Here is a 16,906-nt window from a genome sequence, read left to right on the forward strand (position 1 = left end):
TGGCGCGCAATTTGCATTGTTTAATGTAGACAAAGATTGATGCAAAAAATTGACGGAGGAGCCAGTGGATAAATTACTCTACGTTGCCATGAGCGGTGCTAAACAGAATATGAACTCGTTGGCCGTGCGAGCGAATAACCTAGCCAATGCCAATACTGACGGTTTTAAAGCTGATATGGCGCAAGCGCGATCCATGCAGGCTTTTGGTGAGGGCTTGCCAACACGCGTGTTTGCGATGACTGAAAACCCCTCTGCAGACTTTAGCTCAGGCCCAATTAAAACCACGGGTCGCGATCTCGATATTGCTATTAAAAATAGTGGTTGGATTGCGGTTCAAGGTGCTGACGGTGGTGAGGCTTATACTCGCTCTGGTAGTTTAAGTTTTGACACTTCTGGTTTGTTACGTAACGACAGAGGTAATCCTATTATGGGAGATTCAGGTCCGATTGTTTTACCTTTACCCATAGATAAAGTGTTGATATCACAAGATGGTATTATCTCCGTTAGGCCTCTAGGTTCGACAGCTGAAGTGATTGAAGAAGTTGGCCAAATTAAAATGGTCAATCCAGGTGATGAAAATATGATGAGGGGCGCCGATGGTCTCTTTAGGCTGACATCGGGTGAAGATGCCCCTGCAGATCCATTTGTTGCGTTAGAAAGTGGAGCTGTAGAGGGAAGTAATGTCAATGCTGTCAATGAAATGGTGTCTCTAATTAGCATTCAACGTCAATTTGAGATGCAAGTTAAAATGATGAAAACCGCAGAAGAGATGGATAAAGCATCTGCTTCACTTATACGCATTAGTTAGGAGGTTATACTATGCATCCGGCACTATGGATAAGTAAGACTGGGCTAGACGCTCAGCAAACCGATATTTCAGTGATTTCTAATAATGTGGCTAACGCCAGTACTGTTGGTTATAAGAAGAGTCGTGCTGTTTTTGAAGATCTTTTATACCAAACGGTCAATCAAGCTGGGGGGGTAAGTGCGTCAAACACTAAATTGCCTAATGGGTTAAATATCGGAGCGGGAACTAAAGTGGTTTCGACTCAGAAGATATTTACTCAAGGTAATATGCTTACCACGGACAATTCATTGGATTTAATGGTTGAGGGACCTGGTTTTTTTGAAATACAGTTACCTGATGGCACAACATCTTATAGTCGCAATGGGCAGTTTACCTTGGATGATAGTGGGCAAATTGTTACATCTGGATCTGGTTATGTGCTGCAACCTGCGATCACTATTCCTGATAATGCAACAGCAATTACTGTTTCTGCAGAAGGAGAGGTGTCAGTCAAAACTGCGGGGGTTGCAGAGAGTCAAGTTGTGGGCCAGTTAAGCATGTCTGATTTTATTAATCCAAGTGGGTTAGACCCAATGGGGCAAAATTTATATACCGAAACTGGCGCAAGTGGTACACCGATTCAGGGGACGGCATCCTTAGATGGGATGGGAATTATTCGCCAAGGTGCGCTAGAAACATCGAACGTGAACGTTACCGAAGAGCTGGTTAATTTGATTGAGAGCCAACGTATTTATGAGATGAATTCCAAGGTGATCTCTGCCGTTGATCAAATGCTGTCCTATGTTACTCAGAATTTATAGGGGCAAGTCATGAATAAGTATTTGTTATTGGTCGCATCAGTCATGGTGCTTATCACGGCATTAACAGGCTGCATGTCAACAAGGGAGAAGCCCATTGCTGATGATCCTTATTATGCACCTGTTTATCCAGAGGCCCCGGCAACGAAAATAGCCGCAACAGGATCTATGTATCAGGCAAGCCAGTCATCAAGCCTTTATTCTGATATTAAGGCGTTGAAAGTTGGAGACATCATTACCGTCATGTTGATGGAGGAGACACAGGCCACCAAAAGCGCCAAAAATGAGATTAAAAAAGGCACGGACTTAACCTTAGATCCTATTTATGCACTTGGGGCCAACATGTCAATTGGTGGTAACCCCATTGATTTTAGATACAATGACAGTATGAATACTAAGCGTGAGTCTGATGCCGATCAGAGTAATAGTTTATCAGGCAGTATCTCTGCCAATGTCATGCAAGTATTGAATAATGGTAATTTGGTGATCCGTGGTGAAAAATGGATAAGCATTAATAATGGAGATGAATTTGTTCGCCTTACAGGGATTGTTCGTTCGCAAGATATTCGTCCTGATAATACTATCGATTCCCCTAGAGTCGCCAATGCTCGTATTCAATATAGTGGCACGGGTACCTTTGCAGATGTTCAAAAAGTGGGCTGGTTTAGCGCTTTCTTTATGGGCAGCTGGTGGCCTTTTTAAGAAGGAATCAAGATGAAAATTAACAGATATTATTTGTTTATCTTATTATGGGTTTCTGCTGTCAGCCAAGCAGAGCGGATTAAAGATATTACCAATGTGCAAGGCGTGCGGAGTAATCAGTTAATTGGTTATGGACTTGTGGTTGGTTTGCCAGGTACAGGTGAAAAAACGAGTTATACAGAACAAACCTTTAAAACCATGCTAAAAAACTTCGGGATTAATTTACCGGATAATTTAAGACCCAAAATTAAAAATGTAGCCGTTGTGGCAGTTAGTGCCAAAATGCCAGCCTTTATCAAGCCAGGTCAAGGTCTTGACGTAACAGTATCGAGTTTAGGTGAAGCCAAGAGTTTGCGGGGAGGAACCTTGTTGCAGACCTTTCTTAAAGGCGTTGATGGGAATGTATATGCCATTGCTCAAGGGAGTATGGTCGTGAGTGGCTTTAGTGCCGAAGGACTCGATGGCTCTAAAGTGATTCAAAATACCCCCACTGTGGGGCGTATTCCTAATGGGGCTATTGTAGAAAGAACAGTGGTCACGCCATTTTCTACAGGTGATCACTTGACGTTTAATTTACACCGTGCTGATTTTTCAACAGCAAAAAGGCTTGCTGATACCATTAATGAACTCCTTGGTCCTGGAATGGCAAGAGCGCTTGATTCGGCTTCGGTACAAGTGAGTGCGCCAAGAGATGTGTCGCAACGAGTGTCTTTTCTGGCCACCCTTGAGAACCTTCATGTTGAGCCCGCATCAGAGTCAGCCAAAGTGATTGTTAACTCACGTACTGGAACCATCGTGGTGGGCAAAGATGTTCGTCTACTACCCGCCGCGGTCACACATGGCGGGTTGACGGTGACGATTGCTGAAGCGACTCAAGTATCACAGCCTAACGCATTGGGTGGTGGACAAACTGTGGTGACAGCCGAGAGTACCATTGATATAAATGAAGAAGACAGTAGGATGTTTATGTTCAATCCAGGCACCACACTTGATGAACTCGTCAGGGCGGTTAACTTGGTTGGTGCGGCACCATCAGATGTGTTGGCTATTTTAGAAGCGCTAAAAGTGGCAGGTGCTTTACACGGTGAACTTATCATTATTTAACCGCTATCGACATGATTCATTGTTCTGTCAAAATTGACTGCTTAGTATATGGCTAACCAGTCAATTTTTTTGGCTAAATAGACATCAATTCAGTTCAATTACCCTCTTAATTTTGACAATTGGTACGTGCTTTGCATTGTTTGTTATCACTAGGCGAATACTGCCTGATTATTGTCGCGATTATTGGAATCGATTATGGAAAAGCTGTCAAACTCATCTCACTTTTTGGACATTGCAGGCTTAGATTCGCTTAGATCTAAAGCTCAAAAAGATGATAAGGCTGCGTTGAAAGAGGTGGCTCAGCAGTTTGAGAGTATTTTTGTACAAATGCTGATGAAAAGTATGCGTGATGCCAATGCCGCTTTTGAATCTGACAATCCAATGAATAGTCAATACACCAAGTTTTACGAACAAATGCACGATCAACAAATGTCCGTCAATCTATCAGATAAAGGCATGTTAGGGCTGGCTGATTTGATGGTGCAACAGCTATCTCCTGAGACAAGTAAGATCACCCCCGCATCAGTACTGCGCGGTAATGCAAATTTACCCGATGGTATTGAGCAAGCTATGGTGCTCAATCGCGCGACAACTAAAGAGCCTCAGATAGCCCTTCAACCAGGGAGGGGGAAGCAAGTGGCAAGTGATCAGCTGCAGACTATTTTGGTCGGCAAGCCATTGCCGTCAGAAGCGCCGATATCGAATATGAAGTTTACTGACCGACATGACTTCGTCACTAAACTGTACCCTCATGCAAAAAAAGCCGCTGCAAGATTAGGCACGCAAGCTGAAGTCTTGATTGCTCAATCAGCGCTTGAGACTGGATGGGGACAGAAAATGGTTCAGAGAACCGATGGAGACTCAAGTAATAACTTATTCAATATTAAGGCTGATCATCGCTGGAAAGGTAATAAGGTAGCAGTTAAAACACTCGAATATGAACAAGGTGTTGCGGTGCAACAAAGAGCCAATTTTCGAGTTTATGATGATATTAAACAAAGTTTTGATGACTTTGTGGGCTTTATTTCTGACGGACCACGTTATCAAGATGCGATGAAAAAAGTGGCTCAACCCAATGAATTTATTCAGGCGTTACAAGATGCAGGTTATGCAACCGATCCTAAATATGCCACTAAGGTCATTAAGGTCATGAAAATGCTTTCTTCAGAGCTGAAAATGGGATTATCTGGAGGAGAGAAATGAATATCTTGATTAACAATATCCAGCAGTTTAGGAGCGTCAGCTAATGGCTTCAGATCTTCTTAATATTGCCCGTTCAGGCGTACTGGCAGCTCAGTCACAGTTAGCGGTGACCAGCAATAATATCACCAATGTAAATACTCAGGGTTATCATAGACAAGTGGCAGAGCAAGTCAGTCTTGATCATCAGCGTTTAGGCAGTAATTTTTATGGTGCTGGCACCTATATCTCAGATGTAAAACGTATCTACAACCATTATGCAGAAAGGGAGTTACGTATAGGGCAAACGAGCGTGAGTGAAGCACAAGCAACTCACACTAAATTAAATGAGATGGATCAGTTGTTTTCGCAAATTGGTAAATCCATTCCTCAAGGATTGAATGACTTATTTTCTGGATTAAACAGTTTAGCGGATATTCCAGATGATCTGGGTATAAGAGGCAATGTGTTAGGGGCTGCAGATCAGTTAGCGATTAGTTTGAATCAGATGCAATCTCATTTAGATGGGCAAATGAAACAAACCAATGATCAAATTGTAGGGATCACTGAACGGATTAATGAAATAGGTAAAGAGTTAGGGCATATCAATGAAGAGTTGATGAAGTTTCAAGGTGAAGACATGGGACTCTTGGACAAACAAGATGCACTTATTCAGGAGCTGAGTCAGTATTCTCAAGTCAATGTGATCCCGTTAGACACCGGCGCCAAGAGTATTATGCTAGGGGGTGCAGTGATGTTAGTTTCTGGTGAAGTGTCCATGTCTATTGGCACAACAACAGGAGATCCTTATCCAGAAGAGCTTAGAGTGACCAGCTCTATCGCTGGGGTAACACTTATCATAGATCCTATCCAAATGGGGGGGCAACTTGGTGCTTTAGTTGAGTTTCGCGATGAAACTCTAGTGCAAGCTCAATTAGAAGTAGGACAATTGGCTTTAGGTGTTGCTGATGCATTTAATCAAGCCAATGCTCAAGGTTTTGATCTTAATGGCGAGATGGGGCAAAACATATTTACCGATATTAACGATGCTGCGATGTCATTTGGTCGAGTCGGTTCTTTTGGCAATAATGTAGGTACAGCAAACCTTAGGGTTAATATCGATGACAGCTCTGTATTAACGGGTGAGCGTTACGAGCTGACTTTTACTGCGCCGGCAACATATGACCTCGAAGATATGACCACCGGTGTCGTCACGCCTTTAACATTAAATGGTACTCAGCTTGATGGAGGGGATGGTTTTTCTATTCATATCGATTCAGGTTCATTTGTTGATGGTGATAAATTTGCCATTCGACCATCATCAAGAGCAGCTGCTGGCATTAACGTGATCATGACGGACGTGAAAGGCATTGCCGCAGCGGCACCAATCATCACTGCCGATGCGGGTAACTCAGGTAACACCTCTGTAGACATGGTGAGTATTGATGATAGGACGAATGCTAATTTTCCTATCGCGGGCTCTGAGCTGACGTTTGAGATTAACACGACCACTAACACGTTTGAAGTCTTTGATGAAAATGGCGTATCACTTGGTGCCGCCGCGCCTTATACGCCTCCATCGATAAGTGCTTATGGTTTTACTTTTGATGTTACAACAGCGGCAGGGGCTACCGATAGGTTTACATTTGATCTTTCATTTGCGCCTGGTGACAACACCAATGCAATATCGATGGCAAAATTAAGTGAAGCTAAGTTAATGAACAGCGGCAGCTCTACCTTAGCTGACGTGTATGAAGAGACCAATTTAGTGATTGGTGGTAAAGCGAAAGCGGCGAGTGTGGCATTGGGGTCCTCCGAGGCGGTATTTTCTCAAGCGTATAACCGGGTGCAGAGTGAATCGGGTGTGAATCTTGATGAAGAGGCTGGCAATCTTATTCGATTTCAACAAGCCTACCAAGCATCAGCACGAATAATGACGACCGCTACCGAGATCTTCGATACCTTATTTAATTCCGTTCGATAGAGGAAAGATAACATGAGAATTTCCACTTCACAGATGTTTAATCAAAGCATTACCAGTGTATTAGATAAGCAAATAGCGACCAGTAAAATTTTAGACCAGCTATCGAGTGGCAAGAGAGTTAATACTGCGGGAGATGATCCTGTTGCTGCAGTAGGCATCGACAATTTAAACCAACAAAATGCCTTAGTCGATCAATTTATGAAGAACATTGATTATGCCAACAATCGACTCAGTGTGAGTGAAAGTAAGTTGGGAGCAACAGAAACATTAGTGAGTTCGACAAGAGAACATATTATTCGTGCAGTCAATGGTTCGTTAAGTCCTTCTGAGCGGCAAATGATTGCCGATGAGCTGCGTGCCACGTTAGAAGAATTATTAGCTGTTGCCAATACCAAAGATGAATCGGGTAATTATATCTTTGCGGGTCACGAAACGGGTGGGCAACCTTTTGCTTTTGATAGTACAGGCAACATGATATATAGCGGTGATAGCGGGGTACGTGAAGCGGTTATTGCCTCTGGGGTTGGCGTTGAAATAAATATTCCAGGCGATAAGGCTTTTATGAATGCTCCTAGTGGGTTAGGTGATTATAGTGCCAATTATCTGCCGAGTCAGGTGGGTGATTTTTCAGTATCAAGTGCCAACATTACTAATCCTGGATCCTACGTAGAAGATACTTATACCTTTACGATGGTTGGAGCAAACTTAGAAGTGCGCAATTCTAGTGCCGTACTTGTGACGACTGAAGTGGGTTTTGATGCTACAAACCCAATTTCTTTCAATGGTGTAGAGGTTAAACTTGACGGTATGCCTACTGCTGGAGATAGCTTCAGTATTGCTCCTGAGTCAGGGATCAGTGTTTTTAATACAATAAATCAAGCAATTACCTTATTGGAAGATCCAAATAAGTTGAATACACCGCAAGGTAAATCTGAATTGGCACAGATATTGAATAATATAGATAGTGGTGTTAATCAAGTCAGTATTGCTCGAGGTGAAACAGGCAACAGCCTTAAAAGCATCGAAAGCTATAGGACACATCATGTGGACGAGAAGATAGTCAATAGTTCAACTCTGTCTATGTTAGAAGATCTTGACTATGCCTCGGCAATTACAGAGTTTGAAAAGCAACAGTTGGCATTAAATGCAGTTTCTAGTGTGTTTAGTCAGGTAGGGTCTGTTTCACTGTTTGATTATATATAGATCACATTTGAATGGATAATCTATTTAATTTAGCCAAGGTCGAATCTTGGCCTTGTAACTAAGAAAGAGGAAGTCAACATGGCTATTACAGTTAATACTAACGTGACATCATTGAAAGCACAGAAGAACCTGAATACCTCAACAGGTAATCTTTCAACCTCAATGGAGCGTTTATCAAGTGGTTTACGGATTAATAGCGCAAAAGATGATGCGGCAGGTCTCGCTATTTCTAACCGCTTGAACTCTCAGGTTCGTGGGTTAGAAGTGGGGATGCGTAATGCGAATGATGCGATTTCAATCGCCCAAATCTCAGAAGGCGCGATGCAAGAGCAAACCAACATGCTTCAGCGTATGCGCGATTTGGCCATTCAATCTGAAAATGGGGCCAACAGCACCGCTGATTTGGAAGCATTAAAAGCTGAAATGGATCAGTTAGCCATAGAGGTAACCGCGATTGGTAATAGCACAGCATTTGGTAACACTAAATTACTTACTGGTGATTTTTCTGCGGGTAAGTTGTTTCAAGTGGGTCACCAAGAGGGTGAGGATGTCACTATTTCTGTGGGTACGCTTAATGCTGCGACATTGTCTGTAAATGCCCTCACGGTGTTAACGTCAGCAGGACGAAATTCATCGCTGAGTAGAATAGATGCAGCGATTAAGGTGATTGATACACAGCGGGCCAAATTAGGTGCAGTGCAAAACCGATTGGCGCATAACATAAGTAATAGTATTAATACTCAAGCTAATGTTGCAGGTGCTAAGAGCCGTATTGTTGATGTGGATTTTGCACGAGAAACAGCGACGATGACCAAGAATCAAGTATTGCAACAAACAGGCTCGGCGATGCTTGCTCAGGCAAACCAGTTACCGCAAGTTGCGCTTGCTCTTTTAGGTTAGGCTATGAGCATGCCATAAAACGACACCTATATAGTCAGTTATGTGGGGTCGTTTTCAGTTCTCTAACGTATTAGTAATGTTTGTTTTTTATTTATTAAATTCTTATCTTTACGTTTTATTTAGAAAAAAAGTTAAAGATAAAAACTCCTCTGCCGTTAAATATACTGTAACCAAAATGCTCAGCCTGGCTAAGAAGACAGGCAAAGTTTCAAGCCAGGTATATAAAGAGGAAACAAATTATGGCTATTACAGTAAATACGAACGTCACATCATTGAAGTCTCAGAAAAATCTGAATATGTCGAGTAGTAATTTAGCGGCCTCAATGGAGCGTTTATCAAGTGGTTTGCGCATTAACAGTGCCAAAGATGATGCAGCAGGTTTAGGTATTTCTAATCGTTTGAATTCTCAAGTTCGAGGTTTAGAAGTCGGTATGCGTAATGCAAACGATGCAATTTCAATCGCGCAAATCTCAGAAGGGGCAATGCAAGAGCAAACTAACATGCTTCAGCGGATGCGTGATTTGACCATCCAAGCTGAAAACGGGGCAAACAGTACTGCCGATTTAGATGCGTTAAAAGCCGAAATGGATGAATTAGCGTTGGAAATTACCTCGATTGGTAGTAATACCGCATTTGGTGATACTAAATTGTTAAATGGAGATTTTTCGGCCGGTAAAACATTCCAAGTAGGCCACCAAGAAGGGGAAGATATTAAGGTGTCTGTTGGTAAGTCTGATGCAGGGTCATTGTCAGTCAATACTTTAGCGGTAGCCACTTCAGCTAATCGGTCTACTTCTCTTGCTAATATTGATGCGGCGATTAAAACTATCGATACCCAACGAGCTAAGTTGGGTGCGATTCAAAATCGTATCGCTCACAATATTAGCAACAGTGCTAATACACAAGCCAACGTTGCTGATGCTAAGAGCCGTATTGTTGATGTGGATTTTGCTAAAGAAACGTCAACAATGACCAAAAACCAAGTGTTGCAGCAAACGGGCTCAGCAATGCTAGCTCAGGCTAACCAACTACCTCAAATTGCTCTATCTTTACTATAATATCAATTAACGCTTAGTTGATACGTGGTAGATAAATAGGTAAGTAGGGAGGTTCGATTCGGATCTCCTCTTGTTGGTTGTAAGATGGTGATGCCATTTGATGTGAGGAGAATACAGTTATGGATATTAATTTAATCAACTCATCCAGTACTGCAGCGGTGAAAATAGAGCCCAGTGTTGGGCAGGTGAAAGCAACGGCTCCAGAGAGTACAGAGCTAGAACGCCGAGCCACAATTCAAGCGGTAGATAAGGCTGAAAAAGAGAATGAAGCTCAGCCTAAAGCCAGCCAAGCAGACATGCAGAAACTTGTTGATGATCTGTCTGATATGATGTCAGTCATGCGTAAAGGGTTAGCATTTCAGATTGATGAATCAGGTAAGAATATCGTTAAAGTAATGGATGTGGATTCTGGTGATATTATTAGGCAAATTCCTAACGAAGAAGCGATAAAGTTAGCACAGAAATTATCTGAAGTCACAGGGCTTTTGATGAAAACTGAGGCGTGATCGTTAGTTTTAAATATGGTTATTTTATGAGGTTTTTATGGCATTAACAGCGACGGGAATAGGCTCAGGGTTAGATATTAATACTATTGTCGGTGTCTTAGTCGATGCTGAAAAAGTCCCTAAAGAAGCCATCTTTAATAAAAAAGAACAGACAATTGATTCTAAGGTATCAGCAATAGGCACATTAAAAAGCGCCTTGTCTACTTTTCAAGACGCGCTTGAGAAACTCAAAGACGGTAATAATATTAACCAGAAATCGGTATCCACAGGAGACAATCAATTTTTCACCGCAACGGCCGATAAAACTGCAGAAACGGGAAGCTATAATATTCAGGTTGAACAACTTGCCACGACTCATAAGGTTGCAGGCATTAATATTGCTGATCCGACAGCTGCTGTAGGTGAGGGTAGCTTAGATCTTAGTGTTAATGGTCAAAGTTTTTCAGTGGTAGTGGGTGCTGCTGAGTCACTTGAAGATATTGCAAGAAATATCAATGATGCGACTGACAATGTGGGGGTGACAGCAACTATTATTACCAGTGATGCTGGTAGCCGCTTAGTACTTAGCTCTGATGTTGAAGGCAGTGATAATCAAATATCAATCGCGGCAACGGACACCGCAGGTACCAGCTTAAATGATATGTTTGGTGGGGTAAACTTGACTGAACTTCAGGAGGCGAAGCCATCAATTATTTATGTTGATGGACAAAAATTGACTTCCCAAAGTAATGAGATCACTGGTGCGGTAACAGGGGTGACGCTTAATCTTACTGATGCAGATGTTAATACCACCAGTACAGTCAAAATAGAATTAGATAAAGAAGGTATTAAAGGAAACATTACCGGATTTGTTGATGCTTATAATAGTTTAATGGGATCCATTGCTAAGCTTAGCGCTTATGATCAAGAGAAAAAAACGTCAGCAGCCCTTCAAGGGGATGCTATGGTTCGCTCGATAGAATCTCAAACACGTAATATGATCAGTTCTCGTGTCAGTGTGGATAGTGAGTCTGTTGCTCTTTATGATATAGGGATTACGGCCGATAGATATGGCAAGCTGTCTATTGACAGTACTAAGTTAGACACAGTGATAGATCAAGACATTGGCAGTATAGAAGGGCTTTTTTCAACTGATGAGACAGGACTTGCCGTGCAACTTGATGAACTGGTTGAAGGTTATGTTAAACCGACTGGGCTTATTGATTCACGAAATAATGCTTATACTAGTGATAAACAACGGTTAGATACGCAACGAGAAGATTTCACCCTTAAAATGGAACTGCTACAGACTCGATTGTTTAAGCAATTTAATGCAATGGACCTTATTGTTGGTCAGTTAAATCAACAGTCTGGTAGTATTATCAGTGGTTTGAACTCTTTACCTGGGGTGGTAAGAAGTGAAAATTAACCTATCTTTGAACCGGAGTAAAATTTGAGTCACATGATAGAATTGGAAAAATTAAATCAATCTCTTACCGAATTGCTAATATTTTTAGATAAAGAGCCAGCCGAACATGAATTAGCAGATGAGTTGGTATCAAAATTGCTGTTATTAGTTGATAAGCGCCAAGTTCTACTTGATAGGTACCTGATAAAGATCAAGCCTGAAGATAAAGCTATGTGGCTAAAAGAGTTAGCGCTTACGCAAGATTTTGAACACAGAGCTAAAGCCATCATGTTACATAGGCAAGAGTTGATGCATTTGAGCAGAAAAAGTAAACGTCAAATTAATGTTTACAAATCAATCGGTGATAAATAGGTAGGTATATATGAGAAAGTCACTGCAATCATATCGTAAAATATCAGTTGAGAGTGAGATATCAGTCGCTTCACCGCACAGAATCATACAGATGATGTTTGAAGGGGCATTACAGCGTTTGGCACAAAGTCGTTATGCTATCGAAAATCAAGATATGGTAAGTAAGGGTGTCTATATTGGTAAATCTATTGGACTTGTTACTGGTTTGAATAATAGCCTTGATATGGATGCAGGTGGTGATATTGCAGGTAATCTGTCTGAACTGTACGACTTTATGTTAAGGAGGATCTCTGAAGCCAATATAAACAATGATGTTCAAGCAATCAATGATGTTATCGATATTCTAAAAACAATTAAAGAAGGATGGGACGCTATTCCGGCCGATATGCATCATGTCGTGTCTCATACAGAAGCAATGTAATTCTTTCTCATGTAGTGACAGGGTGTTCAATTGCTCATTGATTCATCCAAGTCAATTTATTGACTTCATTATTTTGATTTGTTGATTATCTTCAGTAAAAAATCTGCTAAAATCAATTCAATGGAGCATAAAATGCATCAGGTACTTGCTAATAGTTTGCTGATAATACACTATTCCTGTGGTAGTGTTTTGTTCTACACAGATTGGAAACACTACTTCAGTTTTAAAACAATAAACTTAATCATTAATTTCGAATAATAACGAGCGCTTTATGGCTTTTGAATGATGCAAACTGATCAACGAATTCTACTTGTAGGTAAACAGTCTGAGCGAATTAATCGCTTATCGTGTGTATGTGAATTTTTGGGCGAGCAAGTTGAGTTAGTTGCTGTCGATAAACTCGAACTACGTATTAAGAATACTCGATTTAGAGCCTTAATTATCTCTGCGGATATGCAATCTAAAGCGTTACTTCAATCTTTTGCAGTGGCTTTACCTTGGCAACCTATATTATTGTTAGGTGACATGGAAGACATTGTCTCGTCTAATGTGCTCGGCCATATTGAAGAACCTCTCAATTATCCACAATTGACAGAGCTGCTGCACTTTTGTCAGGTTTTTGGGCAGGCTAAAAAACCAGATGTCCCTATAAGTGTCAATCAAACTAAATTATTTAGAAGCATGGTTGGTAGGAGTGATGGGATAGCTCAGGTACGCCATTTGATTAATCAAGTTGCTCCTTCTGATGCTACTGTACTTGTTTTAGGCCAGTCAGGTACAGGTAAAGAAGTCGTTGCAAGAAATATTCATTATATTTCAGAACGACGCGATGGGCCTTTTATCCCTATTAACTGTGGTGCTATACCTCCAGAATTACTGGAAAGTGAGCTTTTCGGTCATGAAAAGGGATCTTTCACTGGTGCGATAAGTGCACGTAAGGGGCGGTTTGAATTAGCTGAAAAAGGAACCTTGTTCTTAGATGAAATTGGCGATATGCCTCTGCAGATGCAAGTCAAATTATTGAGGGTATTGCAAGAACGCGTGTTTGAACGAGTCGGTGGCAATAAGCCTATTCATACCGATGTTCGTGTCGTAGCTGCGACTCATCGTGAATTAGAGTCCATGATTTTAGAAGGTGAATTTAGAGAAGATCTTTACTATAGACTGAATGTTTTTCCTATTGAAATGCCTGCGTTATGCGAGCGAAAAAATGATATTCCTCTGTTGCTGCAAGAATTAGTAAGCCGTGTGTATAACGAAGGTAGAGGTAAAGTACGCTTTACTCAAAGAGCAATCGAGTCACTAAAAGAGCATATTTGGTCCGGTAATGTCAGAGAGTTATCTAATTTGGTTGAACGTTTGACTATTCTCTATCCTGGTGGCTTAGTGGATGTGAATGATTTGCCAATTAAATATCGCCATATCGACGTGCCTGAATATTGTGTTGAAGTCAGTGAAGAGGAGCTTGAACGTGATGCACTCGCTTCTATTTTTAGTAATGAAGAGCCTATCGCTATTCCAGAAACTCGTTTTCCAAGTGAATTACCACCAGAAGGCGTAAACCTTAAAGATCTATTGGCTGAGCTTGAAATCGATATGATTAGACAAGCTTTAGAGCAGCAAGATAACGTTGTGGCTAGAGCGGCCGAAATGCTAGGGATTAGGCGAACAACACTAGTTGAAAAAATGAGAAAGTATGGCATGGGAAAAGAATAGTGGCATAGCGTATTTATGCTTTTATTTATAGACATTACAGCCTCATATATGGGTGATAATATCACCGCTATATGAGGTTTTTTTTATTTATGATGTTTGTTTTTTTGATGATAAGTGATAATTATCATCTTTATTTAGGGTGGTTAAATAATAAAAAAAACATTAATTTAACCTTGTTGTTTTTTTCTGGCTTAAAATCTGCATAAACCCCGTCAGTAGCAATTTTTTGACGGAGTGGATATGCCTGTAAACTCTCAAATACTATGCGATAAAGTGGCTCTGCATGCCAATCAGTGGTTGGACACGGCATCTGGAGTCAATATGTCCAACCGGATTGAACGTATTTTACATGCGATGCCATCGGGGGTTGTCATTATCAATGATGATGGACGAGTGACTGATGTTAATCCGGTAGCATCGACACTATTAGGATTACCTTTAGTGGGGGTAAAGTGGATTGAAGTTATCAATCGTGCTTTTGCTCCTCAAGATGATGATGGGCATGAGGTTTCACTTCGTAATGGCCGTAGAGTCAAACTTGCCATCACTCCTCTTACACCCGAAGCTGGGCAGTTAATCGTGCTCACCGATTTGACTGAAACCCGTCTTCTACAAAAAAATATCTCCCATCTACAGCGACTGTCAGCTTTAGGTAAAATGGTGGCAACATTAGCTCATCAAGTACGTACCCCATTGACAGCTGCTTTGTTGTACGCATCAAATCTAGGTAGCCTAAAATTGACTGATAGGTCAAGAAGACGATTTCAAACTAAGCTAGTCGATAGGCTTAATGAATTAGAGCATCAGGTTAATGACATGCTCTTGATGGCGAAGGGTCGTCCACAAGACAAAGGTGAGCCAGAATATATTTCAACGGTAATGACAAGCGTATTAGCTAATTGTGAGCCTATTGCCGAGCAGCATTTATGCCAGTTAGAGTTTGTTGACACTTCTAATAGTTTATTTTTTGCTAACCATAGTGCGTTAAGCTCTGCGATTAATAATCTTGTTGTCAACAGTATTGAAGCGGGATCGACTAAGGTCAAAATTCAAGGGTATGAAACAGATTCGTGTTTACACATCGACATTATCGATAATGGTCAAGGCTTAGACAAAGCAATGCAGCATAAGGTGCTTGAGCCCTTCTTCACCACAAAGCCACAAGGTACTGGACTGGGATTAGCAGTCGTGCAGTCCGTTGTGGCTAATCATAATGGCAAGATGCAACTTAGATGTGAAAAAAATAATGGGTGTAGAGCTTTGTTGCATTTTCCCAAAATAGTGGGGAATGAAACTGAGCAGTCAAATCCGTTTTACTGCAGTAAAGATGATGGAGGGACTGACTATGTCAGAAGGTAAGTTATTACTGGTCGAAGATGATCGTGCACTTCGTGAAGCCTTACTCGATACCTTATTGATGGCACATTATGAATGCATTGATGTTGCTTCTGCTGAAGATGCAATTATAAAACTTAAAAATGAGTCATTTGATATGGTGATCAGTGATGTGCAGATGGAAGGGATCGGTGGCATAGGTTTACTGAACTATCTTCAGCAACAGCATGCTCACGTGCCGATATTGTTAATGACAGCATATGCGACGATAGACAATGCCGTTAATGCGATGAAATTAGGTGCTGTTGACTATTTGGCAAAACCTTTTGCACCAGAGGTGCTATTAAATCAAGTTTCTCGTTATTTGAAGCCTAAATTGTCTCATGAGCAACCTGTTGTTGCAGATGAAAAAAGTTTAGCTTTATTGTCGTTAGCGCAGCGAGTTGCCACCTCTGATGCTTCTGTGATGATAATGGGCCCCAGTGGCTCAGGTAAGGAAGTACTTGCCCGGTTTATTCATCTCAACAGTTCACGTTCAGAACAACCATTTGTTGCGATTAATTGTGCTGCAATTCCTGAAAATATGCTTGAAGCCACATTGTTTGGCTATGAAAAAGGCGCTTTTACTGGCGCTTATCAAGCTTGCCCTGGTAAGTTTGAACAGGCACAAGGAGGCACATTATTACTTGACGAAATTTCTGAAATGGAGCTAGGGCTGCAAGCTAAACTGCTACGTGTTTTACAAGAGAAAGAGGTTGAGCGTATTGGTGGACGTAAGAATATTAAACTTGATGTTAGGGTGTTGGCAACATCGAATCGTGATCTCAAATCAATGGCAAAATCTGGTGAATTTAGAGAAGATCTTTACTACAGAATTAATGTTTTTCCTCTCACTTGGCCTGCATTGCATCAAAGGCCTGCTGATATATTACCATTGGCGAGACATTTATTGTTAAGGCATGCAATCACCAGCGGGTTCACTGAGGTGCCGAAATTAGAAGAAAGTGCCGTACGCCGATTACTGACTTATCGATGGCCTGGTAATGTCAGGGAGTTAGATAATGTGATCCAGCGAGCGTTAATTATTATGAGCGGACATAGCATTACAGCGAACGAGATTATTATTGATGCTGATGAGGTGATATTAACACAGGATAAAAAACGCCCATCAAGTGGTTTAGAGGATTCTGTTGAATTGGATGCTTTGGGTGATGAATTAAAAGCGCAAGAGCATGTCATTATCTTGGAGACATTGACTCAATGTCAAGGGAGTCGAAAGCTAGTGGCTGAACGATTAGGAATAAGTGCCAGAACACTAAGATATAAAATGGCGAAAATGAGAGATTCAGGTATACAGATCCCCGCATAGTCATGATGGGGATTTATTGATATCGTACTAAAAAATCACATTTTGGCAGGATTATTGCATTTAAC

At 41.2% G+C, this 16,906-nt stretch carries 16 protein-coding genes; all 16 read left to right on the top strand.

The window, feature by feature from the left end:
* Positions 1-64: 64 nt before the first annotated feature.
* Positions 65-808 (top strand): flagellar basal-body rod protein FlgF, encoded by a 744-nt coding sequence (gene flgF / locus HQQ94_RS08740; protein ID WP_173294050.1) that lies wholly within the window; start codon positions 65-67, stop codon positions 806-808.
* Between the two features lie 11 nt (positions 809-819).
* A complete protein-coding gene (flgG, locus tag HQQ94_RS08745) occupies positions 820-1,608 on the top strand; it encodes a flagellar basal-body rod protein FlgG (protein ID WP_173294052.1) in 789 nt (262 codons plus the stop codon).
* Positions 1,609-1,617: 9 nt separating this feature from the next.
* Positions 1,618-2,307, top strand: coding sequence for a flagellar basal body L-ring protein FlgH (flgH, locus tag HQQ94_RS08750; protein WP_173294054.1), 690 nt, complete (start codon positions 1,618-1,620; stop codon positions 2,305-2,307).
* 12 nt (positions 2,308-2,319) lie between these two features.
* Positions 2,320-3,411 (top strand): flagellar basal body P-ring protein FlgI, encoded by a 1,092-nt coding sequence (locus HQQ94_RS08755; RefSeq protein ID WP_173294056.1) that lies wholly within the window; start codon positions 2,320-2,322, stop codon positions 3,409-3,411.
* Positions 3,412-3,606: 195 nt separating this feature from the next.
* Positions 3,607-4,614 (top strand): flagellar assembly peptidoglycan hydrolase FlgJ, encoded by a 1,008-nt coding sequence (gene flgJ / locus HQQ94_RS08760; RefSeq protein ID WP_173294058.1) that lies wholly within the window; start codon positions 3,607-3,609, stop codon positions 4,612-4,614.
* 43 nt (positions 4,615-4,657) lie between these two features.
* On the top strand, positions 4,658-6,574 hold the full coding sequence (gene flgK / locus HQQ94_RS08765) for a flagellar hook-associated protein FlgK (protein ID WP_173294059.1): 1,917 nt from the start codon (positions 4,658-4,660) through the stop codon (positions 6,572-6,574).
* A 12-nt stretch (positions 6,575-6,586) separates the two neighbouring features.
* The gene (gene flgL / locus HQQ94_RS08770; protein ID WP_173294060.1) at positions 6,587-7,777 is read left to right on the top strand and encodes a flagellar hook-associated protein FlgL; all 1,191 of its coding nucleotides are present in this window, start codon (positions 6,587-6,589) and stop codon (positions 7,775-7,777) included.
* A 78-nt stretch (positions 7,778-7,855) separates the two neighbouring features.
* Positions 7,856-8,677, top strand: coding sequence for a flagellin (locus tag HQQ94_RS08775; protein WP_173294061.1), 822 nt, complete (start codon positions 7,856-7,858; stop codon positions 8,675-8,677).
* 239 nt (positions 8,678-8,916) lie between these two features.
* Positions 8,917-9,735: a flagellin gene (locus HQQ94_RS08780; protein WP_173294062.1), complete on the top strand. Its 819-nt coding sequence runs from the start codon at positions 8,917-8,919 to the stop codon at positions 9,733-9,735.
* Between the two features lie 119 nt (positions 9,736-9,854).
* Entirely contained in the window at positions 9,855-10,241 is a 387-nt protein-coding gene (locus tag HQQ94_RS08785; RefSeq protein WP_173294063.1) for a flagellar protein FlaG, read from the top strand.
* Between the two features lie 37 nt (positions 10,242-10,278).
* On the top strand, positions 10,279-11,649 hold the full coding sequence (gene fliD / locus HQQ94_RS08790; RefSeq protein WP_173294064.1) for a flagellar filament capping protein FliD: 1,371 nt from the start codon (positions 10,279-10,281) through the stop codon (positions 11,647-11,649).
* Between the two features lie 33 nt (positions 11,650-11,682).
* The gene (locus HQQ94_RS08795) at positions 11,683-12,000 is read left to right on the top strand and encodes a hypothetical protein (protein WP_173294065.1); all 318 of its coding nucleotides are present in this window, start codon (positions 11,683-11,685) and stop codon (positions 11,998-12,000) included.
* Between the two features lie 10 nt (positions 12,001-12,010).
* Positions 12,011-12,421, top strand: a complete 411-nt coding sequence (gene fliS / locus HQQ94_RS08800; RefSeq protein WP_173294066.1) for a flagellar export chaperone FliS — start codon at positions 12,011-12,013, stop codon at positions 12,419-12,421.
* Positions 12,422-12,703: 282 nt separating this feature from the next.
* Positions 12,704-14,137 (top strand): sigma-54 dependent transcriptional regulator, encoded by a 1,434-nt coding sequence (locus tag HQQ94_RS08805; protein ID WP_173294067.1) that lies wholly within the window; start codon positions 12,704-12,706, stop codon positions 14,135-14,137.
* Positions 14,138-14,377: 240 nt separating this feature from the next.
* Positions 14,378-15,496 (top strand): PAS domain-containing sensor histidine kinase, encoded by a 1,119-nt coding sequence (locus tag HQQ94_RS08810; RefSeq protein ID WP_173294068.1) that lies wholly within the window; start codon positions 14,378-14,380, stop codon positions 15,494-15,496.
* Complete coding sequence (locus tag HQQ94_RS08815; RefSeq protein ID WP_173296577.1) at positions 15,483-16,841, top strand: sigma-54 dependent transcriptional regulator; 1,359 nt, start codon at positions 15,483-15,485, stop codon at positions 16,839-16,841. The genes HQQ94_RS08810 and HQQ94_RS08815 overlap by 14 nt, the downstream gene beginning before the upstream one ends.
* The last annotated feature ends 65 nt before the right edge of the window (positions 16,842-16,906 follow it).

Source organism: Shewanella sp. VB17 (genome assembly GCF_013248905.1).
Taxonomy (GTDB): Bacteria; Pseudomonadota; Gammaproteobacteria; order Enterobacterales; family Shewanellaceae; genus Shewanella.